The sequence below is a fragment of the Thiosulfativibrio zosterae genome (assembly GCF_011398155.1).
In the GTDB taxonomy this organism is placed as follows: domain Bacteria; phylum Pseudomonadota; class Gammaproteobacteria; order Thiomicrospirales; family Thiomicrospiraceae; genus Thiosulfativibrio; species Thiosulfativibrio zosterae.
The window spans coordinates 2,341,150-2,363,692 of record NZ_AP021888.1; the positions used below are offsets into that span (position 1 = coordinate 2,341,150).

18 protein-coding genes are annotated in these 22,543 nt (G+C 43.9%); 8 read left to right on the plus strand and 10 right to left on the minus strand.

Annotation, left to right across the window (positions count from 1 at the left end; genetic code table 11):
* Window position 1: 1 nt before the first annotated feature.
* Together THMIRH_RS10800 and THMIRH_RS10805 are read right to left on the minus strand one after the other, a co-directional pair.
* On the minus strand, window positions 2-1,153 hold the full coding sequence (locus THMIRH_RS10800) for an FIST signal transduction protein (protein WP_173292098.1): 1,152 nt from the start codon (window positions 1,151-1,153) through the stop codon (window positions 2-4).
* Between the two features lie 123 nt (window positions 1,154-1,276).
* A complete protein-coding gene (locus tag THMIRH_RS10805; protein ID WP_173292099.1) occupies window positions 1,277-2,155 on the minus strand; it encodes a UDP-2,3-diacylglucosamine diphosphatase in 879 nt (292 codons plus the stop codon).
* A 200-nt stretch (window positions 2,156-2,355) separates the two neighbouring features.
* On the opposite strand from THMIRH_RS10805, the gene THMIRH_RS10810 reads away from it, so the two are divergent.
* From THMIRH_RS10810 to THMIRH_RS10825, 4 genes are all read left to right on the plus strand, one after another.
* Window positions 2,356-3,597, plus strand: coding sequence for a BtaA family protein (locus THMIRH_RS10810; protein ID WP_173292100.1), 1,242 nt, complete (start codon window positions 2,356-2,358; stop codon window positions 3,595-3,597).
* On the plus strand, window positions 3,578-4,732 hold the full coding sequence (locus tag THMIRH_RS10815; RefSeq protein ID WP_173292101.1) for a GNAT family N-acetyltransferase: 1,155 nt from the start codon (window positions 3,578-3,580) through the stop codon (window positions 4,730-4,732). The genes THMIRH_RS10810 and THMIRH_RS10815 overlap by 20 nt, the downstream gene beginning before the upstream one ends.
* Window positions 4,733-4,910: 178 nt before the next feature.
* The gene (locus THMIRH_RS10820) at window positions 4,911-5,525 is read left to right on the plus strand and encodes a TetR/AcrR family transcriptional regulator (protein WP_173292102.1); all 615 of its coding nucleotides are present in this window, start codon (window positions 4,911-4,913) and stop codon (window positions 5,523-5,525) included.
* Window positions 5,526-5,558: 33 nt separating this feature from the next.
* Window positions 5,559-6,665, plus strand: coding sequence for an MBL fold metallo-hydrolase (locus THMIRH_RS10825; RefSeq protein ID WP_173292103.1), 1,107 nt, complete (start codon window positions 5,559-5,561; stop codon window positions 6,663-6,665).
* 57 nt (window positions 6,666-6,722) lie between these two features.
* Here THMIRH_RS10825 and THMIRH_RS10830 read toward each other — a convergent pair whose 3' ends face one another.
* Both THMIRH_RS10830 and THMIRH_RS10835 read right to left on the minus strand, forming a co-directional pair.
* Window positions 6,723-7,961 (minus strand): TIGR03862 family flavoprotein, encoded by a 1,239-nt coding sequence (locus THMIRH_RS10830; protein ID WP_173292104.1) that lies wholly within the window; start codon window positions 7,959-7,961, stop codon window positions 6,723-6,725.
* A 15-nt stretch (window positions 7,962-7,976) separates the two neighbouring features.
* The gene (locus THMIRH_RS10835) at window positions 7,977-8,777 is read right to left on the minus strand and encodes an EAL domain-containing protein (RefSeq protein ID WP_173292105.1); all 801 of its coding nucleotides are present in this window, start codon (window positions 8,775-8,777) and stop codon (window positions 7,977-7,979) included.
* A gap of 232 nt (window positions 8,778-9,009) precedes the next feature.
* Between THMIRH_RS10835 and THMIRH_RS10840 the strand changes: the two genes are divergently transcribed.
* A complete protein-coding gene (locus tag THMIRH_RS10840) occupies window positions 9,010-10,239 on the plus strand; it encodes a Card1-like endonuclease domain-containing protein (protein ID WP_173292106.1) in 1,230 nt (409 codons plus the stop codon).
* Here the strand turns inward: THMIRH_RS10840 and THMIRH_RS10845 are convergent.
* Entirely contained in the window at window positions 10,202-13,111 is a 2,910-nt protein-coding gene (locus THMIRH_RS10845; RefSeq protein WP_173292107.1) for a bifunctional diguanylate cyclase/phosphodiesterase, read from the minus strand. The genes THMIRH_RS10840 and THMIRH_RS10845 overlap by 38 nt on opposite strands.
* Window positions 13,112-13,326: 215 nt before the next feature.
* Here THMIRH_RS10845 and THMIRH_RS10850 point away from each other — a divergent pair, with 215 nt between their 5' ends.
* Both THMIRH_RS10850 and THMIRH_RS10855 read left to right on the plus strand, forming a co-directional pair.
* Entirely contained in the window at window positions 13,327-14,139 is an 813-nt protein-coding gene (locus tag THMIRH_RS10850) for an alpha/beta fold hydrolase (protein WP_198415229.1), read from the plus strand.
* A 13-nt stretch (window positions 14,140-14,152) separates the two neighbouring features.
* Entirely contained in the window at window positions 14,153-15,064 is a 912-nt protein-coding gene (locus THMIRH_RS10855; protein WP_173292108.1) for a GGDEF domain-containing protein, read from the plus strand.
* A gap of 173 nt (window positions 15,065-15,237) precedes the next feature.
* Here the strand turns inward: THMIRH_RS10855 and THMIRH_RS10860 are convergent, their stop codons facing one another.
* The 5 genes from THMIRH_RS10860 to THMIRH_RS10880 form a co-directional block, all read right to left on the minus strand.
* On the minus strand, window positions 15,238-15,771 hold the full coding sequence (locus THMIRH_RS10860) for a hypothetical protein (protein ID WP_173292109.1): 534 nt from the start codon (window positions 15,769-15,771) through the stop codon (window positions 15,238-15,240).
* A gap of 67 nt (window positions 15,772-15,838) precedes the next feature.
* Window positions 15,839-18,172: a nitric oxide reductase activation protein NorD gene (locus THMIRH_RS10865; RefSeq protein WP_173292110.1), complete on the minus strand. Its 2,334-nt coding sequence runs from the start codon at window positions 18,170-18,172 to the stop codon at window positions 15,839-15,841.
* Window positions 18,173-18,301: 129 nt separating this feature from the next.
* Window positions 18,302-19,120, minus strand: coding sequence for a CbbQ/NirQ/NorQ/GpvN family protein (locus tag THMIRH_RS10870; RefSeq protein ID WP_173292111.1), 819 nt, complete (start codon window positions 19,118-19,120; stop codon window positions 18,302-18,304).
* 399 nt (window positions 19,121-19,519) lie between these two features.
* Window positions 19,520-19,870 (minus strand): ribulose bisphosphate carboxylase small subunit, encoded by a 351-nt coding sequence (locus THMIRH_RS10875; RefSeq protein WP_173292112.1) that lies wholly within the window; start codon window positions 19,868-19,870, stop codon window positions 19,520-19,522.
* Window positions 19,871-19,894: 24 nt separating this feature from the next.
* Window positions 19,895-21,313, minus strand: coding sequence for a form I ribulose bisphosphate carboxylase large subunit (locus THMIRH_RS10880; protein WP_173292113.1), 1,419 nt, complete (start codon window positions 21,311-21,313; stop codon window positions 19,895-19,897).
* A 290-nt stretch (window positions 21,314-21,603) separates the two neighbouring features.
* Between THMIRH_RS10880 and THMIRH_RS10885 the strand changes: the two genes are divergently transcribed.
* On the plus strand, window positions 21,604-22,530 hold the full coding sequence (locus tag THMIRH_RS10885) for a LysR family transcriptional regulator (protein WP_173292114.1): 927 nt from the start codon (window positions 21,604-21,606) through the stop codon (window positions 22,528-22,530).
* The last annotated feature ends 13 nt before the right edge of the window (window positions 22,531-22,543 follow it).

Below are 22,543 nucleotides of genomic sequence, written 5' to 3' on the forward strand. Positions count from 1 at the left end.
ATCAGTCTTCGCGTATGGTCGTTAAGGTCATGGTTTGGTTATGCAAACTACACACCCCGCTACCGGTTGGCGAGATTTCGCCATAAGAATAAAAACCAATTTGATGGGTATTTTCTGGCAAGGCATCCAGCGTGGCTTCAACTTCTTCTTCAACACGCCCTTTTAAAATCAGACGCCGCCCAACACAGCTGATGGCAATTGATAAGGTGGGTTGCGAGGTTGACACATCCGACCAATCCACCAACTCTGCCGCCGAATAGGCGCCATCAATTAAGCGGTCAAAGTTGGCTTTCATCAGTTGCACGCGAGCGCCTTGCGGCACATCACCCGCAAAAATTAAGGCGTTTTCGGCTTCATCGACCTGCACAATGGTTCTCACCAAGCGTTCACCATCCTCACCAATCATCGAAATCGGGAATAATAAGGCGGTGCCAGGAAGACCAGAGGCCAATTCACCTAAATAGGTTTTGTATAAATCCAGCGCGGGTGAGCCGTCAAATTCGTAAACAACATTGTCTGTTGAACGCGTCACCAAACGCTCTGGACCAAACACATCCCAGCCACCTTTTGAACCATTGCTCATAGACAACTGCGAACCATAAAACCCAACGGCGGTCACTTGTTTAGATGCCCAAGAACCATTTGCCAATACAAATGTTTGCCCAAATCTTGGGCCATCCCCCATGAGTCCGCCAGTAATCACGGCTTGTTGACTGCCCGCTTTTAAACCATTGACCAAATGCGTGCCATTGACATTCAAGCCATCTGACAACACAAACAGACCTTTCATGGGCAGCTTGGGCGTTTCAAAAGACTTTAATTGCGCACCTAAAAACTCGCCAATGGCCGTGGCATCCGCATAATCATCCACCTGAGCGGTGACCACTTTAAACTGAGATTTATTGAGTTGAATTAAACAAACCGCAATAGACTCATCTTTGACTTCGGCGCCCAAAATTTCACCCGAGGTAGAGCCGCCAATAAAAGTGGTTTGCGGAAAACCTTCTTGTAAATAAGCTAGAGCCGCTTCAATGTTGTCTAATTGATTATCTGCAAACACCAACCCGAGGGTATTGGGCGAATCCAATGCCGCTAAATCGTCAAGGTCTACTGACCAATCACCATCTACATATTCAAAGGTTTCTAGCTTCATGTGCGTCCCCGGGGTATTAATTAATACCCGACATTTTAACGCACTTTTTTATCTGTAAACTTTAAAAAGTTTTATGGCTAGATGATTATTTTTGGGTAATCCTTAAGCATAAACCGCATTTAGCTAAACGGCGGCAACGCTTGGGATAGCAGAGTGAGAAGGTTGCTCCAGAACGCTATGGTCAATTTCAATCCATTTGAGTAGTTTCATTTTACCTTCATCGGTTTCCACAATGGCAGTGCAAGACTCTACCCAGTCTCCGCAGTTATAGTAATCGATACCGGAAATTTCCCGGATTTCTGGGTGGTGGATGTGGCCACAAACCACCCCCTGATAGCCATGCATCTGGCAATCTTTCACCACCGCTTCTTCATAGGCACAAATAAAAGAAACCGCTGATTTCACGCGTTGCTTCACATAAGACGACAAAGACCAATACTCTTTGCCCATTAAACGCCGCACCTTATTAAAAACGGTATTGAGTTTGAGCAGGGTTTCATAACCCCAATCACCGAGTACCGCCAACCATTTTTGGGTTTGCACTACACCATCGTATTTATCGCCATGCACCACCAGCAATTTATCGCCATTGACACATTGATGAGAGGTTTCGTCAGTAAGTAAAATATTGCCAAAATCGACGCCTGAATAACGGCGTAAAAAATCGTCGTGATTACCGGTAACCAGCACCACCTGAGTGCCGCGTTTTGCTTTAGTGAGAATACGGCGAATCACATTGGTATGGGCTTGTGGCCAAAACACCTTCTTTTTGAGTTGCCAGCCATCAATAATATCGCCCACTAAATAAAGTTTTTCGCAGTGGTTGTATTTGAGAAACTCTGCCAGAAAATCGGCTTTTGCGCCCTTAGAACCCAAATGGACATCTGAGATAAAAATGCTGCGGTAGTGCTGATGCTGGTGGGTATTTTCCGCCATAATCAAATCATCTTTTGCAATCGACGCCATCCAATCTGGCATATGGGCAAGTGGCAAGTCTTTCATGACAACTCCAAAAATTTTGGGGTAGCTTAAGTCTTGCGTATTGCGCCAAGTTGACGATTTTTTTGCAGTTAAATGACAAACCTCCTTGTCATATTTTGCACACAAAACTGCCATAAAACCTTTGCGTGACTGTCACATTCATTTCAAGAAAAGTTTCTATCGTATTGTGAATTCAATTTTGCTTAAAGGAACGCTTCTTCATGAACACGCACAACACGGCAGCCACTCAAGACCTGTTAAATTCAGCCGTCAACAACACCAGCATTTTCAGCCGTAAGGGCATTTTGGATCGACTGTTCACCAAATGGTTTGACCGACTAGTTTACCCACAAATTTGGGAAGACCCAGAAGTGGATATTCAAGCATTGGGGCTTAACAAACATTCTCGTGTTTTCACCATTTCATCAGGGGGCTGCAATGCACTCAACTATTTAACCCTTGAGCCCACCTCGGTGACCGTGGTGGATTTAAATGAAGCCCACATTGCCCTTATAAAACTCAAACAAGTGGCCATAGAACAGTTGGATCAAGAAGCGTTTTTTGATTTCTTTGGGCGCGCTAACCTGCCTAAAAACCTGGATACTTTCCGCGCCAAAATCAAACCACACCTGGATGAAAAAACCTTGGCCTACTGGGAAGGCAAACAAAACTTTTGGTCAAAACCCCGCATTCACTACTTTACCAATGGGTTTTACCGACATGGCTTGCTTGGACATTTTATTGGTTTGATTCACTGGGTCAGCAAACGCTTAGGATATGACATTAGCCAAGTCATGCAGGCGCATACCCTAGAAGAACAAGCAGAGTTGTTTGATAAACATGTCGCGCCAGTTTTTGAGACGCGTTTAATGAAGTTTTTATCCAATCGCGCCATTGTGATGTACAGTTTAGGCATTCCGCCGGCACAATTTGATGAAATGGCCAAAGAATCCCATGACCTAAATTTAGGCATGCACAATCTCCTTAAAGCCCGTGCGCGTCGTTTGGCGTGTGATTTTCCGTTGGACAGCAACTATTTTGCATGGCAAGCCTTCAATCGCGAATACGACATCAAACACCGCAAAGCCGTGCCGCGTTATTTAATGACCGAACACTTTGCCACCCTAAAAGCCAATACCAGCAAACTCAGCATTCACCATCAGTCCATGACTGAGCGCCTAAAAGCCATGCCCAGCAACAGCCTCACTTCTTATTTGTTTTTGGATGCGCAAGATTGGATGAACGAACAACAACTGACCGAGTTATGGCAAGAGGTCAATCGCACCGCCATGCCGGGCGCGCGAGTGGTTTTTAGAACGGCTGGCGAAGTGTCACCTTTAGAGGCCAAATTGCCAAGCCACATTTTAGGCGGTTGGACAACCGATCTAGACGCCAACAAAGCTTGGACAGCACAAGACCGCTCGGGTATTTATGGAGGCGTTCATGCCTACCAACGCGCTTAATGCAACTGCGCACACTGACGAGAAACCCTGTTCGGCGCAAAGTTTTGTCAATACACTGAGCAAACTCAGCATTCATCAGGGTTCCGAAAATATCGGCATTCGCAATGTAGATACTCAAGTGCAACTGGTGCAAATTGGCAACCAACTCGTGCCGGCCACTTTAAACAGCGCCGAATATCAAAACAGTTATGTGTGCTCACCCTATACCGCTTATATTTCTTACGCCAAAGACGAACTAGGGCTGCTGAACAATCCGCTGTTAGAAAGCCTGCTTTCTGGCGGAATTATTTTGGCAGGTTTAGCGCTTAAACTGGCAAAACTCAATCAAACCCTGTCACTCAACAACTGGTTGGTTTCCACCAATCTATTACCCAGTTGGACAGCGCAAGACATACAAGAAGCCACCCAACGCCTAACCCAGCAACGCCCACAACATTCACTGAGTATTCGCTCGCTCAACCTAAAACATCATTCCACTTTAATTGAGCTGCTCAAATCGCAAGGTTGGCTTTTACTGCCCGCGCGCCAAGTGTATTTGTTTGACAACCATGACCGCCAATGGTGGCAACGCAATCACACCAAAAAAGACCAAGCACTGCTACGCAAAGTCGAAGCCGGCAAACTGCCACTGCATTGGTTAAAACCGCATGAGTTATTAGACAGCGATTTTAAATCGCTAGAAATTTGTTTTAACCAACTGTTTATTGAAAAACATTCGCCCTACAACCCACAATTTAGCGCAGAGTTTTTGCGCGAGATGCATCATCAAGGGCTGATAGAATTTCACAGTTTTCGAGATGAAAATGGCCGCATTATTGCTACCATTGGTTTGTTTACCCAACAAAACACCATCACCACGCCAATTGTGGGTTACGACACCGATCTCCCCAAAGAACTCGGGCTATATCGCTTATTGATGGCAGTCTTATTACGCCTTACCTACGAGCGCCAACAACCCATGAATTTAAGCTCTGGCGCTGGCAGTTTTAAACGCGCCAGAGGCGGTGAACCAGTGTTGGAGTACACCGCCTTTTATACCCAACACCTTCCCTGGGGACGCCGATTCATTCACCAAGGCTTCGCCAAACTTTTAAACAAATTTGCACCCAAAATGTTTGAAAAACATCAAATCTAAATCAGCCAAACACCTTAAAAAAAACCGCTAAAAATGACCAGGCCTGGTCATTTTTGGGTAATTTATGAGGTGTTTTGCGGATAAAACTTGCCATTAAAGCCCTAAATAACTAGAATCCTAATTCTAGAACATTCATTCTAGAATTAGGATTCTAGTTAACAATGGAGCTTTACCGTCAATGTCCTATCTCAATCCAGCCGGTTTTAGTGACGCTAAAAAGAAAATACTCAATAGCGCCTTAACCCTATTTGTTGAAAAAGGCTTTTTCAATACCTCTATTCCCGATTTAGTCGCACACTCTGGCGTCAGCACTGGCTCTATCTATCACGGCTTTAAAGACAAACAGAAAATTGCTGAAACCCTCATGCAGCAACTTTTATTGCAAATTGAAGCAGAACAATCCAGCATTTTAGAACAGCATCAAGATGCTTGGTCTCGCTTTTATGCCCTATCCGCATGGTTAATGCAAACCGCACAAAATCACCCTCATGTGATGCGTTTTATTTTAAATGCGCGCCACAAAGAGTTTATGCCAGAACTTGACCCCATTTGCTCCTCACAACCCTTTATGACTTTGCGCAGTGTTATTCAGCAGGGAATGGACGAAGGCTGTGTGCGCCAGATGGATTTAATGGTGGCGGCTTCCAGCAGTTACGGTGGCGTGCTGAGATTGATTCAGCTTGGACTGGATCAAATGCTAGAGCGCCCCATCATCAGTTATTTAGATGACATTACCCACTGCTGCTGGCACAGCATCAGCATTCAAGACCCTCAAACAACCCATCATTTTTAGCACTAATAAAATCAATCTTTTCAGGAGGAAATGATGAACAATCTGCTACGCATTTTATCTTTAACAATCTTAACCAGCCACCTACCGACGGCACTGGCTGAAGATGCTTATATCAAAAGTTTTGAAGCCTATGCTCAAGACCTAAAAGCTAAAACAGGTGACACGCACTTGTCTCAGAGCGTGTTGAACTATGCCGAGGAAGTTGCCAAAGCAGAGAAAAAAGCAGGCTACATCGGCAAAACCCTCACCCTGCCTCCTGCGATTGAAGTTGCGCCGGGGGTATATACCCTTGTGGGCAGTTTAATTTGGCACAATCCTTCCAACTACGGCCTTAATAACAACTTAACCTTTATGGTTTTTGAAGACGGCGTGTTTGTATTTAACGCTGGTCCAAACCCTGCGGTTGCCCATGCCTTTCATCAACAAATCAAAAAAATCACCGACAAACCGGTTAAGTGGGTTGCCGTTGAAAACAGTCAAGGTCACGCTTATTTAGGCGCGAGTTACTGGGTAGATAAGGGTGTTAAGCATCTTTATTCGCACAGTGTTGCCAACCGAGACTTTCACAATGCTTTTGAACACATTAAAAAAAGCTGGGGCGATAGAGTGGGACATGAAATCACTCAAACAGCCAGAGATGTGTCGGGGCAATTTACCACCTTTGACGAGCCACTGCGCATTAAGGTTGGCGAAAATGAAGAAGTTCAAATCATGAACTTTGGCCCTGGCCATACACCGGGTTCAACCGTGGTTTATGTACCGAGCCGCAATATTGTTTTGCCAGGAGATCTTGCCTATAACGAACGAATGCTGGCACTTTTTTCTTATACCGACACCTTTCAATGGACGCAGACTTTTGAAAACTTTGTGAACGCTATGCCTAAAGATGTCATCGTCATACCTGGACATGGCCATCCCACAACCTTAGCGCAAGTGAAAATCGATACCTATGATTATTTAAAGTTCTTACAAAATGCTGTTCAAGACTTGATTAACAAAGGTGGAACAGAGGCGGATGTTAAGGAAATTGACCAGTCTGCTTATAAAGACAGACCCGTTTACGAACAAACCCACCTTCAAAATGCGGCGCATATTTATAAAGAAATTACCGGTGGCGACTTAGGGCAAAGTTATGAATAAACAATTCGGTTTGACAACGCAAGTTTTCAAGTATTTTTAAGCGCTTAAGCGAGTTATCTAGTGTTTAGAATTTAAATACTCAATCACCCCTTTAGCGGCCACCAGGCCGCTGGCCATCACCGCGGTCAGTAGATAACCGCCGGTGGGGGCTTCCCAGTCAAGCATTTCGCCGGCACAGAATACGCCGGGTTTTTGAGTGAGCATTAAACTTTGGGAGAGTTCGGCAAAAGACACACCGCCTGCGGTGCTGATGGCTTCTTCGATGGGACGAGTGCTTTGGATTTGAATGGGGAAGCGTTTCAGCGTTTGAGCCACCAGAGGCATATCACTGAGTTGTTGGGGCGTTAAGACTTCTCGCAAAAGCCCGACTTGCAAGGCAGACAACCCTTGGCGTTTAAAAAATGAGGCCAAACTTTGTTTGCCTTTGGGCTTACGCAAGGCGTTGTGCAGTTTGTCTAGCGACACATCTGGCATGAGGTCTGCCAACACTGTGACTGGCGAAGTCTGTAGCAGCGTATCTCGAATGGGTGCCGACAAAGCATAGATTAAACTGCCTTCAATCCCGTGTGCGGTAAGCATGGCTTCACCGCGTTTTTGATGCGTTTGACCATTTTTATCCGTCACCGACAACACCACATTTTTCAGCGGTTGTCCGGCAAATTTTTCGCTAAAAATAGACGACCAAGCAACATTAAAGCCGCAGTTAGCGGGTAAAAAAGGCGACACGCTTAATCCATCGGTTTCAAACCAACTTTTCCATGCGCCGTTCGAACCCAGCTTTGGCCAGCTAGCTCCGCCCATGGCTAAGAGCGTCGCATTGGGTTTTATGCGGATTTCACCCTCTGGATTTTGCAAACGCAACTCCCCAGCGTCCGTCCAGCCTAAGCAAGTATGGCGCATGGCAAACTGCACGCCAGCAGACCTTAAACGATGCAACCACAAACGCAATAAAGGTGCCGCTTGCATATTGAGCGGATAAACTCGCCCCGAACTGCCAATAAAGGTTTCAATACCCAATTCGCTCACCCAAGCTCGCAAAGCATTTGCATCAAACTGCGTCAACCAACCATGAATAATCAGCTCAGATTTTGCGTCATAACGCTGCACAAAATCAACATAGGGTTCACTGTGGGTAATATTTAAACCACCGCGCCCAGCCTGCAAAAGTTTGCGACCCGCGGATGGCATGGCATCATAAACCGTCACCCGCAAGCCAGCTTTCGCCAAAACTTCAGCCGCCATTAAGCCGGCAGGACCAGCGCCTATAATCGCGATTGAGCTCTGTGATAAGGACATATTATAGAAGTTAGATTAATAACCCGAACGAAAGCGGTTATCGAGGATGGGCTCGTAGAGTTCTTTGGGGACTTCTGGAAGGTGTTCAAAACCGGGTTTGGCGAAATAGTAGCCTTGCATGAGGTATACGCCTAAATCTTTAAAAAACTGGGCTTCTTCTAGGGTTTCTATGCCTTCAGCCAAGACGGTAATTTTGAGTTGGTTACAGGTGGATATTAAATTGCGATTGATAATTTGCTTAACTTCGCTTTTATCGACATCTCGAACCAATTCCATATCGAGTTTCATAATATTCGGAATAAATTGCGTTAATAAATTCAAACCCGCATAGCCGGCACCAAAGTCGTCAATGGCGGTGACAAACCCTTTACTTTGGTAATAATTAAAAATGCGCGTGAGATGTTTGGCATCGACCACCTGTTCGGATTCGGTGATTTCAAACATGATGTTTTCAACGGGGAATTGGTAACACTCCGCCGCACGCAAGGTGCTTTGAATACAATGTTCTGGCTGATACACCGCATTAGGCAAAAAGTTAATGCTAAGCATCTTGTCTAATTTGAGCTCGCTGGCCAGCTGTATGGCTTTAACTCGGCAGGTTTGGTCAAACACATAGCGATTTTGATCATTGACTTGACTCAAAATTGTGGGCGCGCCCTCGCCATTAACCCCTCTGACCAAAGCCTCATAACCAAATATGGATTGACGACGCAGATTAACGATGGGCTGAAACGCAAAACTAATCTCAAACGGCAACTTTGTTCCACAATGTTCGCAGCCGGCTTTTATTTCCTCGATGGGAAAAGTTGTTGCCATCTTGATACCTCTTGACGCAATGCGTTAAATTCGAATTTCTAAAGTGTACCAAAAAGCGCGGCCAGAAATTCAGCAAAATGCGCTTTAAGTTTCGTAAAAAGACTTAACAAATAAGTAATTGATTATATCATCAAAATCGCGACTCGCTTAAAGATGCCTTAAACACAATATTGATTGACTCTAGTGAGGCCCTCTCCTAAGATGAAAGCCCTGCTTTTTAAATAGGTTTGCAATGCCAAAATCTTCGTTAATGTCTTGCCCCTTTGCGACCCACTGGGTATTTGCGGATGCAGAAATGACACCCAACATTGGGCCTATTTTAGATGCCCGTTTACAGGTTAAGTCGGTGTGGGTACTTTACACTCTCAACCGCATAGAAAATGCACAGCGTTTACAAACCATTTATCAAAATCATCACATTCAAACCCGCCTGGTCGAAATTGCCCATGATTTTGAAATGATGGACATCGTCAAAAATCTGCAAACCTTGGCCAGCGAACTCGCGCTAAGTCATTTGGCGATTAACCTAAGTTGTGCCAATAAAATGGTCACTCTCAGCGCATTTAAGGCCTTTGAAGGCTCGCCGGTGGGCTTATATTATTTGCTACCCAACGACCAGCTCAAATGGATTCAACCGCCGGGTTTACAAGAACTCAACATTGCCAAAAACATTCAATTGGCAGAGTTTCTGCACGCCCATGGCATAGAGCAATTTCAAGCAGCACAACTCAGCCCCAGTCAAGCCAGCTTTGCCAAAGGCTTGGTTAACGCCATTCAAAAAATTATTTTGTCGCACAAGGCCTTAAAAAGTTATCAATATTTTTCAACCCATCATGCGCGTGGCAAATCCATCAAGCTGGTTAAGCATGAGGGGCGTTATTACTTAAATGAAGTGGGCGCACGCTCGCGCTTGCAAACTGATTTGATGGTGGGGCTATTGCGCAAATTGCAAAACCAAAACATTGTGCAACTCACCACCCAAGATAATACCCTCACCACCCTACCCGAAGAGGATGGTTGGAAACGCGGTTTTATTGAAGGTGGCTGGTTAGAATATTTAACCTATCAAGCAGTTTATGCCCTAAAAGCAGACATTGAAGGTTTGGTGGATGTTGCCTTTAGTGTGAAATTACAGCGTCACAATGCTTATGATGAAGCAGATGTATTATTTTTAGCCAATAACCAGCTATTTTTGGTGGAATGCAAAACCGGCAGTAACGCCAATTTAAACCTGCACTTACAACGCCTAGACAGTTTAAAAAATCGGCTAGGCGGCATGACAGCACACGCCTTGCTGGTCACCACTGAACCGATTGGCGCCAATCAAAACAAGGCGCATTTATTGAAAGTGGGTGTGATTGATGGCAAACAATTGCCTGACTTAAAATCGCACCTAAAGCAATGGATTTTAAAAGAAATTGCGACTACTGAAGTGGCGCAGGCAGAAGAATCGGCTCTTTGATTTTTTTGAGCATTTGCGCATAGCGATGTGGTTTTGACAGATAAAACCCTTGAAAATAATCACAGCCATTGTTTTTTAACCAAACCAATTGATCAAAGGTTTCTATCCCCTCTGCAACACTTTCTAATTGCAGCTTTTGCGTTAAAAAGAGCGTGGCTTCACAGATAATTTTATCGCTTTCTTCATTCGGTAAGCCATCGACAAACATCTTGTCGATTTTTAACTCAGAAATGGGCAAGTCTTTCAAATAAGACATGGACGAGAAGCCTGTGCCAAAATCATCTAACGCAAAACTAAAGCCCAACTCAGAAAACTCTGCCAACAAGGCTTCCGTGTCTAAATTCTTTTCTAACAAAGCACTTTCAGTAAATTCTAAACGAATCATTTCTGGCGAAATGCCCGCTTCGCTGAGATGTTGCTTAATGTTTTGTGCCAGATTTTTTTGATGCAACTGTTTAATGCTCAGGTTAATTGAAATATGCATAAAGCCCTCGGGTAATTCAGCATTGCTGTATCTTTGCATATCGGCAATGACCATTTGCAAAACCAACTCACCCAAGCGGTCCATTAACCCCATGCTTTCTACCAACGGAATAAACACCGCCGGAGAAACCATGCCCAAACTCTCGGTTTGCCAGCGCACCAAGGCTTCAGCACCTATGGCTTTTAAATCGTGATTATATTGCGGCTGATAAACCATAAAGAAGTCGGTGCCTTCCTGCAAACTCGACTTAAGCGCATTTTCGATCACTATGCGCTCATTTAAGCTTTTTTGTAACGACTCTGAGAAAAACTGAAAGGTATTTTTACCCGATGATTTTGCCAAATACATAGCGGTATCGGCTTCTTTTAACAGTTTGTCAAAATCGGCGTGTTGGCAGTCGGTCATACTGATACCAATACTGCCAGACACAGCGACTTGTTCACCCTGCACCTTGCAACCTTCGTTTAAACGATGCACCAAAATCTGCGCTAATTGCTCAATTTCTGCAATGGCTTGTACATTATTCATCGACAACTCTGGCAACAAAACCATAAACTCATCACCGCCAAAACGCCCAATTTCCGCTTTTTGGGGCAAAGCTTCACTGAGTAATTTGGCAAACTCTTTGAGCAGCGCATCACCAAATCCATGACCTTTGGTATCGTTAATTTTTTTAAAGTCATCCAAATCGATAAACAATAATGCCAATTGACAAATCGCCATAGGACAATGATTTATGGCTTGATGCAAACGGTCTTCAAACAAGCGACGATTAGGCAGCCCCGTGACACCATCGTAAAAAGCTATGCGCTGCAACTCGGATTCGTAACGCTTTTTTTCTGAAATATCAGAAAAGTTACCCACATAATGAGTCACTTCGCCTTCTTCATTTTTAACCTGCGTAATGCGTAACCATTCTGGAAAAACTTCGCCACTCTTTTTGCGATTCCAAATTTCTCCTGACCAAAATCCTGTTACCTTTAAATCTGCCCACATTTGGGCATAAAAAGCGGCATCTTGCCTACCTGATTTAAGAATGCTCATATTCTGCCCCAGAACCTCGGCATTGTTAAAACCCGTAATTTCGGTAAAGGCGTCATTAACTCTTAAAATTCGGCCAGTGGCATCGGTAATCACCAAGGCTTCTTGTGAGTTAAAAGACACGGCCGCTAAATTTAATTGTGCTTGTGCTTGCAATTTATCGGTCACATCTGTGCCCATCGCCAACACATAACGAATGTCTTGCTGTGCATCTTTAATCACAGTGACAGTCCAATCCAGAGTGCGACATTCTCCGTTTTTGATTTGCCAAGGATGGCGCATTTCAAGTGGAAACGCGTGGGTGTCTAGCTGCTCGAAAAAAGCCTTTTTCATTTCACGGTCTGCATCTGTCAGTAAAACCTCCCAGACCGGGCGCCCAATGACCTCTTTAGCCAAATAGCCTGAGAGTTTTTGGGCATGGTCATTAAACAACTGTATGCGCCCGTCTTTATTAAGCAACATCACCACCACTTGCAGGTTTTGAATCACTTGATTGGTTAAATCTCTTTGCTGCTGTAATTCTAGGGTTCGGTCAGTCACCAATTGGGTAACATCGTCCATCATCTTGCGGTCAAGTTTACTTTTATAAAGCTCCTCTTGAGCTCGCAACAGCATTTTCTTTTGCTCCAGCAGCATCAAACCAAAAGACATGACTAAAATACCGGCGACCACCCCAACTACCCAAATAGAAACCCAGCCCGCTGACAATCCAGTTTCTAGCGTAGTGCAGTAGGATCCCAAATCAAAATTTGCCGCCGCCATGCCGCTGTAATGCATACCCGAAATAGCAGCCCCCATCATCAGCGCAAAAAATAAATTTCTACCCGAAATAAAGTCCAGTTGGCGCTTTTGAGAGCTTCCCTCAAATATCAATAACGCGGCAAAAGAGGCGCCATAAGCAATCACCACCGAAAGCGCCACCCAATAAAAATCATAACGAATCGGCGGGAACATTTTCATAGCGTCCATACCTATGTAGTGCATCAATAAAACGCCCGTACCCAAGATGACTGCGCCCCAAAGGTATTTGAAAGCGCCATAGATAAACGACATTTTGATGACAACGCTAAAGGTGTAATAGGCAGCCACCACCGCGATGACGGCAGAGAAGAGGGTTTCAAGATAATCAAAAGCAAACGGAATATTGAGATGCAGCGCCAGCATGCCCGTAAAGTGCATCCCCCAAACGCCCAAACCTAAGTTAAGGGCCGCCACCCAGTGCCAAAGGGAATTGACCTTTTCTTTTTGCCAGTAAATCAAACTGGCAAAGGCGATCGACAAAAACGCCGTTAAGACAGAAATGCCAATAGATGCAATGACCAGCCATAAATCATAGGTTTTTTCCATAGAGCACTTCTAGGGGGGATTAAGGTTATAGAAGTTCATCCTATAGCCTTTATAACAAGCACTCAAGCTGAATTTATGTAATTTCGCATAAAAAGAATTTATACGCAAAACCCAGGTTTCTGCGCTTATAATGATCCAAAATTGCTCATGGAAGAGCCGCCAGATTACCAGATTAATTATGTGGCAACCCAATTTTGATTAAATGAGATTGAGCAATGTTTGATAATTTTGATAAAAACACCATTCAACACAGAAATAATGTACAAATTGTCGGTGAAGGCTCAAAAACCTTAATGCTGGCCCATGGTTTTGGGTGCGACCAAAATATGTGGCGCTTTCTAACGCCTTATTTAGAAGACAATTACCAAGTCATCCTTTTTGACTATGTTGGTTGCGGTAAGTCTGATTTTAATGCCTTTAATAAATCGCGTTACAGCAGCCTTGAAGGCTATGCGCAAGATATTCTAGATATTTGCCAAGCCTTTGAACTAAAAGACATTATTTTTGTGGGCCACTCAGTAAGCAGCATTATTGGCATGCTGGCATCCCTAAAAAAACCAACATATTTCGCAAAACTTGCAATGGTTTGCCCATCGCCTTGTTTTTTAAATTTGCCACCGGATTATTTGGGCGGGTTTGAGAAAGATGATTTAGTTGAACTCATCAATTTAATGGACAAAAACTACATTGGATGGGCAAACTTTTTAGCACCCTTAGTCATGGGACAAAAAAATGACGCTGAATTGATTGAAGAACTAGAAAGCAGTTTTTGCTCGACAGATCCAAACTTTGCAAAACCTTTTGCCAAAGCGACCTTTTTTTCTGACTACCGCAAAGAATTAAATGAAGTCACTCACCCCAGTTTGATTATTCAAAGCACTGATGACTCCTTGGCGTCGGTTGATATTGGGCATTATATGCAAAACGAGATGCCTGCAGCAGAATTGGCTATTATAGAAGCACACGGACACTGCCTACACATGACTAAACCTCAAGAAGTCATGGAATGTTTAAAAGACTTTATATGACCCATAAAATCCTATGAAACCGCCCAACCCTGAATGCTTTAATAGGTTTCCAACCTTATTAATCATCTCTGATAGAGAAACCAGAAAAATTGAATACTGCAATGATTTTTCTGCGGCAGTATTGTTATATAGCAAAACAGACCTAGAACATAAAATATTTGAAGACGTTTTATCCAGTGGCAGCATCATTTTTTTCGAAAGCTACATAGAGCCTCTTTTAAAAGAATATGGTGAATGTCATGAAGTTCAAATCACACTTTTAACAAAAGAACACTTACGAATTCCTGCCGTAGCAAACATCAGCGCCATCGACAATAAACTCTATTGGTCGATCCACACGGCTGTCAAAAGAGATAAGCTATATCAAGAGCTTATTGAAACGCGTGACTCGCTTGAAGAAAAAACAGACAAACTCCGCTCTTTAGCGCGAACAGACCCTCTAACACAGCTGTTAAATCGCAGAGCGGCGCTATATGATTTAAACAAAATCATGGAACAAAACAAAAGACGCTATGTCCCCTTGGCATTTTTATTAATTGATATCGATTACTTTAAGAAAGTTAACGATGAGCATGGCCATGACAAAGGCGATGAGATTCTGCAAAAACTTGCTAAAACGCTCCTAAAGTCAATCAGATCAGCAGATATCGTTGCGCGCTGGGGAGGCGAGGAATTCTTAATCGTTCTTTATAACTCAGAACCTACAGAAACATGCCAATTCACGGAAAGACTTCACGAACAAGTTAATAAAATTTTAATCAACGGCAAGCCAATCACCATCAGTATCGGAATCTCTCAAACCAATACAGAGAGTCAACATATTGAATCCATCGTCAAACAAGCCGATATTGCCCTGTATCAAGCTAAAAATAATGGGCGAAATAGAACAGAGTTTTTTAAAGAATACGACCCTATCCTAAATTAAAAACAAACATCTAACCATTCAATTTAAACCCCAAAAAACCTCCAAAAATAACCAGGCCTGGTTGGTTTTGGGTGGGTTTTGGTTGGTTTTGATGATTTTTTAGGCTTTAAAACAACAAACGCCGACATTTGTCGGCGTTTGTTTGTTTGGAATAACAGGCTTTGATACCTCTTTTATTCCAATGCGCTGTAACGACAGACATTCACGCTGATGTAGTCGCCATAGGCAGTGCCAGATTGAATCCAGTTTTTGACTTTGTTTTCGCGCGCGGCGGGCTGGTAATCTTGGTCTAGCGTTAGGTACATCCCGTATTTAAAACGCGGGCTGGTTCTGTCTTCGACAATCACTTCACCGTCTTCCACAAAAATCACATATTCTGCGGGCACTTTTGGCATGGCGGTAAAAGCCATGTAGCCTAATTCATTCATGTAATGGGTTAAGCGGGCTTGAAAATATTCACGACTTAAGGGATTAAACTGATAATACTCTTTTAGGGTTGGTTCAGCAGTGGCAATCAAATGTGCTTTAAGTTCGGCAACCGAATCGAATGACTCATCGCCCAACTCGTAAATCACAAAAGCACTTTCGGTTTTACCCAAACCCAGCCCCTTATCTTGCACAACAGTTAGGGTTGCGCCATCCAAAATGGCTTGGTAATCAGCATCGGGAAACGCTTCTAATGCTGCTTTGAATTCTGTGGTGTTCATGGGTCTTACCTTTAATTGTTTAAGATAAACGCATCGCTCCCCAAAGAGCGTTGCGTTTGTAAGAGGATTATGCCGTTAAATTGGCGAACAGTGTCGGTAATTTCTCAGGTAAACGCATCACATCATCTACGATGGCAAAACGATTTTGCCCAAAAATTTGTTGAACATACTTGTCGGCAAATTGGTCGATGGTTAAGCAGTAAGAATAAATGCCTTTGCTCGACAATTCTTCAACCGCTTTTTTGGCGTCTTGTTTTAGATACTGCGCATCTTTTTCATCGATATCGGCTGGCTCACCATCGGTAATGACCAACATCAGCTTTTGACGCGAGTTTTGTCTTTCTAAATATCCGCCTGCATGACGCATGGCTGCGCCCATACGGGTGGATAATCCGCCTTCCATACCCGCCATTCTGGCGTGAACATCGGCATCAAAGGGTTCGTCAAATTGTTTGAAGCGACGATATTGCACATCGTGGCGTCCGTCAGACGAGAAGCCATGCACCGCAAACTGGTCACCGATACCATTAATGGCATGAGACACTAAAATGGCAGCTTCTTGGGTGACTTCTAAAATAGATTTATCGGAACCTGGCACCAGTTCGTTGGTAGACTCAGATAAGTCTAACAATATCAATACCGATACTTCACGGGTTTTAATCACATTACGCATCGTAATACGAGGGTCGGGTTCTTGTCCCATACGAATCGCCGTAATGGCTTCAACACAGGCATTCAAATCCAATTCATCACCATCTTCTAGGCGGCGAATACGCTGTAAACCGACCGACTGCAATTTATCTACAATTTGTTTAATGCGGTGCGCAATGGGTTTGTTGGCTTCTAAAATTTCTTGGTACAGCGCAGGGTCGCCTTTTTTGGCACGATGCTCATAGAGCGTTACCCAATTGGGGCGATGCAACTGCACACGATAATCCCACTCGGCATAATGATGTGGGTCTGAAATAGGTTCTACCCCTTCCATGTCATTAAACGATTGACCCATGTCTTCGTAAGGGAAAAGCTCTGTGCCTAACACCCAAACTTCGTCATGGTCAACATCCACCAACTCTGAGTCGATTTCATTAATCATTTCCATCACCGACACATGTTTACGAATGGTTTCTTTATGGCCTGGACCACCCGCATCCATATCACCCCATTCATCGGTTGCCCAAATTAAACGGTTATCGTCGCGGTAAGCAAAACGCAAACGACGGATTTCGGTTAAAGACTCCCACTTGCTGGTGGCTAGGTTAAGGGTGTTATACAGCAAAATCCCCATACTCCAAGACCAGTCTTCATTGGCTTTGTTTTCTTCAATTTCTGCATGGAATTTTTCAGCAATAAACCCCATTTGAGTGTCTTCCAACACCATGTTGGCATCCATCATTGCAAAAGCAAGTTGCTCTAAACGCGCCGCCGTCGATTTGGGGTCTAGGTCATGGTGCGTCATGGCTTCTAGCGTGACTTTGCGCCATAGGTTTTTTAAACCAGGGAAGGCTTTGATGGCGTTATATTCAACACGCGCATCTTCCATCAGCTCAATAAAGAACATTTGTTGTGGATTGAGTTGTTCAGCAGAAATCGCTTTTTGGGTATAAACCATGTGTGACGCTATGTGCGCAGCCATGGCACGATACACTTCTAGCCCTTTAACTTCCCCCAAATCGTCTAGCGCATCTGGCAAGTGCATGGCACGGTTTTCGTAATAGGGTTTAAAGCCTTCAAAATCTGCCGCCGCTGGGCGAATAAAGAAATCACGCCCCCAGAAAGCACGCAAATAAAAGTTGATAGAACGGTGATAATCAATAAACAACGAGCCTTTGCGCTGCTGTTGGAAAACCGCTTTAGAATCTTGCGACTCTAAACTGAAATAACGCAATTGCTCACCATAATCTCTGGCGTGCGCTTGCGCGCCCCACAGCGCCCAACGACGCAAACCAGAAACCGTTAACTTGGTGAGTAATTCGTCAATGTGCAGTAACATCGGGCGCAAACCACGCGGGGTTTTAGAACCCAACTGATAAATCAACGCCAAATATTGGCGCATGAGTTGCACATCAAGCGTTCTTTCTGCCGCTAGGGGTAAGGACGCCAAACACAAAGCAACCACTTCGCCAGAAGTCACCGAAGACAACTTCATCACGGTTTCTAGAATGTCATCAAGGATTTCATCATCAATTTTTGAAACCACTTGTGGAACGGCTTCAAGATAGTTGATCACCACTTGCGGGCCTTTACCTAAATAGGCAATACCACGGGCATTTTGCAACCAAGTATGACGACTTTGCTCGTTCATACAATGCGAGGCTTCTTGGATAAGACCGTCTAAAATATCCGCCAGTTCTGGGACACTCTCGATTAAGTTTTGTTTAATTTCTTCGATTTCTGAGCTCATGATTTCATCTTCTTTGCTGGGTGAGTTCAATGTCGGTGCGACATTTTGAGGGCTTATTTAAACAAAATGCGGACAGTTGTCCGCACTTGATTAAGAACCGTACGGACAAACTCGTCCTAACACTAAGGATTACTCAAAGAAAGTATCCACAGCGGTCATTAAGGTATCCCAAATATCGACATCGTCTGTCAAGGGGGTTACTAAAGCAACACGACAGGCTTGCTTAGCAGGCACGCCCTTAGCAATTAACTGCCCTGCGTATACCAACAAACGGGTTGAAATCCCTTCGTCTAAACCGTGACCTTTAAGGTTACGAGAGCGTTGTGCAATTTGAACCAACTTCTCAGCAATGCTCAATTCAATACCGGCTTCTTTGGCAATGATTTCTGCTTCAATTTCGGCTTTTGGATAGTCAAACTTAAAGCCACCAAAACGCTGTTTAGTTGATTGCTTTAGGTCTTTCATCATCGACTGATAACCAGGATTATAAGAAATTACCAATTGGAAATCAGGATGCGCTTCTACCAACTCGCCTTTTTTATCCAACGGTAAAACACGACGGTGATCCGTTAAAGGGTGAATAACGATGGTGGTATCTTGACGCGCTTCAACCACTTCGTCCAAATAACAAATGGCACCAATACGAGCAGCAACCGTTAAAGGGCCATCCTGCCAACGAGTTCCGTTAATGTCGATTAAGAAACGCCCCACTAGGTCAGAAGCGGTCATGTCTTCGTTACACGCAACCGTGATTAAAGGCTTGCCCAATTTCCACGCCATGTATTCTACAAATCGTGACTTACCGCAGCCCGTTGGCCCTTTCAGCATAACTGGCATTTTGGTGGCGTAAGCTGACTCATACAGTTCAACTTCATCGCCGACTGGCTGATAAAAAGGTTCGTTTTTGATGGTGTATTGAATGGGATTAGACGCATTAACTTCTGACATGCTGATTTCTCCTGTGAAATAAGTGCTTATCTGATTTAAACACTCGCACGATGGCTGAATGTGTAAGTCAAATAAGTGCCAGCCTAGTTTTGGGTCTAGCTGGCCGATTTGTTCCCCCGGGAGGTAAGAAGACCGGAAGTTCAAATTTGGTTTAAAAAAGGCGTTTCAAAAAACGCCTGATTTTAAGAATTTGAGTGCCTACAAGCTAAAACCTGTAGGACTTAACTAACCCAGAGTTGTTATGCAAAATTGAATTTTAAAGTAATTCAATTATATTTATGGCTTAGATGGCTTGATAAACGAGGCTAGTTCTAGGCGGGAAATGTGAGCCTACGATCAGTAGGCGTCCATTTCCCAACAACGAAATAGACCGTTTAGTGAGCCATATCAGCTCATAAATTACATGTCGCCTCTTTTGATTAGCATGTTCGCACCTTGAGACTGTGCAAAGTTGTCATAACCAATCAAACGAACGTGGTTTGAAGGGTTAGCTTTGATGCAGTTTTGCACTTCTGCTAATACTGTATCTGCGTTTGTTTCACCAAACATTGGTAACTTCCACATGTACCAGTAGTAAGAGAAAGCATTCTCTGGCTCACTGTGTTCAATCGCTGGGTTCCAACCTTTGTTGATGATGTACTGAACTTGCGCTTTGATCTGCTCGTCAGTCATCGATGGAAGGTAAGAAAAAGTTTCTGTCTTACGTGACTTAGGGTCAGATAGACGAGATGGATAATCTTGAATACTCATTTGTAATTTTCTCCTGAATTCAAATTACTTGTGCTTAACGTCTAGCTTGTCAACTGTGTCGAATTCAAACTTGATTTCTTTCCAAGTTTCCATTGCGATCTTAAGTTCTGGGCTATGCTTCGCAGCGTTAGTAAGGATATCCTTACCTTCTTTCTCAATCTCACGACCTTCGTTACGAGCTTGTACACAAGCTTCAAGAGCAACACGGTTTGCCGCAGCACCCGCAGCGTTACCCCATGGGTGACCTAAAGTTCCCCCACCAAACTGTAATACAGAGTTATCACCGAAGATAGCAACCAAAGCTGGCATGTGCCATACATGGATACCACCAGATGCAACTGGGATTACACCAGGCATTGCACCGAAGTCTTGGTCAAACATGATTCCGCGTGAACGATCTTCTGGGATGAATGAATCACGCATGATGTCGATCCAACCTAGAGTTGCTTCACGGTCACCTTCCAACTTACCTACAACAGTACCTGAGTGTAAGTGGTCACCACCTGATAAACGCAATACTTTTGAAAGTACGCGGAAGTGGATACCGTGCATTGGGTTACGGTCGATTACACCGTGCATTGCGCGGTGAATGTGTAACAATACGCCGTTATCACGACACCAGTTAGCTAAACCAGTGTTAGCTGTTAAACCACCTGTTAGGAAGTCGTGCATGATGATCGGAGAACCGATTTCTTTTGCAAATTCAGCACGCTTGTACATTTCTTCTGGGGTTGCAGCAGTTACGTTTAAGTAGTGACCTTTACGCTCACCAGTTTCTGCTTCTGCTTTGTTGATTGCGTCTTGGCAGAAAGAGAAACGATCTCTCCAGCGCATGAATGGCTGAGAAGTTACGTTTTCGTCATCTTTCGTGAAGTCTAGACCACCGCGTAAGCACTCATAAACTGCACGACCGTAGTTCTTAGCAGACAAACCTAGTTTTGGCTTGATCGTACAACCTAACATTGGACGGCCATACTTATCCATTTTGTCACGCTCAACTTCGATACCGTGTGGTGGGCCACCGCAAGTCATTACATACGCTAGTGGGAAACGAATATCTTCTAAACGGATTGAACGCAATGCTTTAAATCCGAATACGTTACCAACCAAAGAAGTCATTACCGATACGATAGAACCTTCTTCAAATAGGTCGATTGGGTATGCGATGAATGCATAGAAAGCGTTGTCATCACCAGGAACGTCTTCAATTTTGTATGCACGGCCTTTATAATAGTCAAGGTCTGTTAACAAGTCAGTCCATACAGTAGTCCATGTACCTGTTGAAGATTCTGCAGCTACCGCAGCAGCGATTTCTTCACGAGGAACACCTGGTTGTGGAACAACTTTGAAACATGCCAAGAAATCAGATTCTTTTGGCGTGTAGTCAGGCATCCAGTAAGTTTCGCGGTATTCTTTTACACCAGCGTTATAGGTCTTTGCCATTTTTCACCTCTTTGTTTAAATGAAATAGGTTGTAGCTAAAAACAAACTGCAAAGCGCATTTTGAATCGGAGAGTTCTAACAGCGGCAACTGTTAGGTCTTTTCAAAACTGCTTGTGCAATTCAGTTGTGCATAGATTACCGAAGCGATTCCTACTTGGCTACTCAGGCATTGTTATACAATCCATAACGGTTTGTTTATAATAGCGTTGCAAACCCCGATAAATAGGGCGCTTCCAGTTTTTTTAAGTGCCAAATTTAAGGTGTTTTTATTTAAATTCAGAGTTGATTTTATGAACAACCTTCACTTGACCGCCCAACAAATTCGAATTTTTGAAGCGGTTGCCCGTCTTAAAAACATCACCAAAGCCGCTGAAGAATTGCACTTATCTCAGCCCGCCGTGTCTATTCAGCTCAAACGCATAGAAGAAAATAACGAAGTTAAGCTGATTGAAGTGGTTGGTAAGAAGTTATTTTTAACGCGTTCTGGCGAACATATGTATAAAAGCTGCCAGAAAATTCTTGATGAGCTAAAAGAACTCAAGCTCAATATCAGCGAAGAACAAGGCGAAGTGAGTGGCGAACTGAATATTGCCGTGGTGACACCGGTGAAATATTTTATTGCCTATATCTTAAAGCACTTTTTAACGCGCCATCCCTTAGTGATTCCGCAGATTACCGTGTTAAACCGTAGCAATATTTTGGCGGAATTTAAAAATAATGCCTTCGACTTAGCCATTATTGGCCGCGCGCCCGAAGAATTTAAAGTGGAAAGTTTTCCGTTTTGTAAAAACGAACTGGTGATCGCCGCACCGCCTAAGCACCCTTTAAGCAAAAAGCATAATGTCACGCTTGAAGAAATTGCCAATGAGCGCATCATTTTTCGCGAGTCTGGCTCTGGTAACCGTATCGCCTTTGAGGAAGTTCTGGCTTCAAAAGGCATCACGGTGAATCCCTATATGGTGATGAGCAGTACTGAATCTATTAAACAAGCGGTCATGGCAGGCCTGGGCATTTCTATACTACCCAAACAAGCCATTCGTATTGAAGCGAAATATCGCCATTTGGAAATTTTAGATGTGGAAGGTTTTCCACTGATGCGCGATTGGTATGCGTGTCAGCTTCCCGAAAAATCCTTGCCCTTGCCCGCCAAAGAGTTTGTTAAATTTTTAAAGTCGGTCGACATAGACAAACTGCTGAGCATGAGCGACATTCGTTAATCAACTTCGGGGC

Coding starts and splice junctions, on each gene's coding strand:
- THMIRH_RS10800 (WP_173292098.1), bottom strand. CDS start 1,153: ATGAAGCTAGAAACCTTTGAATATGTAGATGGTGATTGGTCAGTAGAC.
- THMIRH_RS10870 (WP_173292111.1), bottom strand. CDS start 19,120: ATGTCAGAAGTTAATGCGTCTAATCCCATTCAATACACCATCAAAAAC.
- THMIRH_RS10865 (WP_173292110.1), bottom strand. CDS start 18,172: ATGAGCTCAGAAATCGAAGAAATTAAACAAAACTTAATCGAGAGTGTC.
- THMIRH_RS10830 (WP_173292104.1), bottom strand. CDS start 7,961: ATGTCCTTATCACAGAGCTCAATCGCGATTATAGGCGCTGGTCCTGCC.
- THMIRH_RS10805 (WP_173292099.1), bottom strand. CDS start 2,155: ATGAAAGACTTGCCACTTGCCCATATGCCAGATTGGATGGCGTCGATT.
- THMIRH_RS10845 (WP_173292107.1), bottom strand. CDS start 13,111: ATGGAAAAAACCTATGATTTATGGCTGGTCATTGCATCTATTGGCATT.
- THMIRH_RS10815 (WP_173292101.1), top strand. CDS start 3,578: ATGCCTACCAACGCGCTTAATGCAACTGCGCACACTGACGAGAAACCC.
- THMIRH_RS10810 (WP_173292100.1), top strand. CDS start 2,356: ATGAACACGCACAACACGGCAGCCACTCAAGACCTGTTAAATTCAGCC.
- THMIRH_RS10835 (WP_173292105.1), bottom strand. CDS start 8,777: ATGGCAACAACTTTTCCCATCGAGGAAATAAAAGCCGGCTGCGAACAT.
- THMIRH_RS10875 (WP_173292112.1), bottom strand. CDS start 19,870: ATGAGTATTCAAGATTATCCATCTCGTCTATCTGACCCTAAGTCACGT.
- THMIRH_RS10840 (WP_173292106.1), top strand. CDS start 9,010: ATGCCAAAATCTTCGTTAATGTCTTGCCCCTTTGCGACCCACTGGGTA.
- THMIRH_RS10860 (WP_173292109.1), bottom strand. CDS start 15,771: ATGAACACCACAGAATTCAAAGCAGCATTAGAAGCGTTTCCCGATGCT.
- THMIRH_RS10885 (WP_173292114.1), top strand. CDS start 21,604: ATGAACAACCTTCACTTGACCGCCCAACAAATTCGAATTTTTGAAGCG.
- THMIRH_RS10850 (WP_198415229.1), top strand. CDS start 13,327: ATGTTTGATAATTTTGATAAAAACACCATTCAACACAGAAATAATGTA.
- THMIRH_RS10825 (WP_173292103.1), top strand. CDS start 5,559: ATGAACAATCTGCTACGCATTTTATCTTTAACAATCTTAACCAGCCAC.
- THMIRH_RS10855 (WP_173292108.1), top strand. CDS start 14,153: ATGAAACCGCCCAACCCTGAATGCTTTAATAGGTTTCCAACCTTATTA.
- THMIRH_RS10820 (WP_173292102.1), top strand. CDS start 4,911: ATGTCCTATCTCAATCCAGCCGGTTTTAGTGACGCTAAAAAGAAAATA.
- THMIRH_RS10880 (WP_173292113.1), bottom strand. CDS start 21,313: ATGGCAAAGACCTATAACGCTGGTGTAAAAGAATACCGCGAAACTTAC.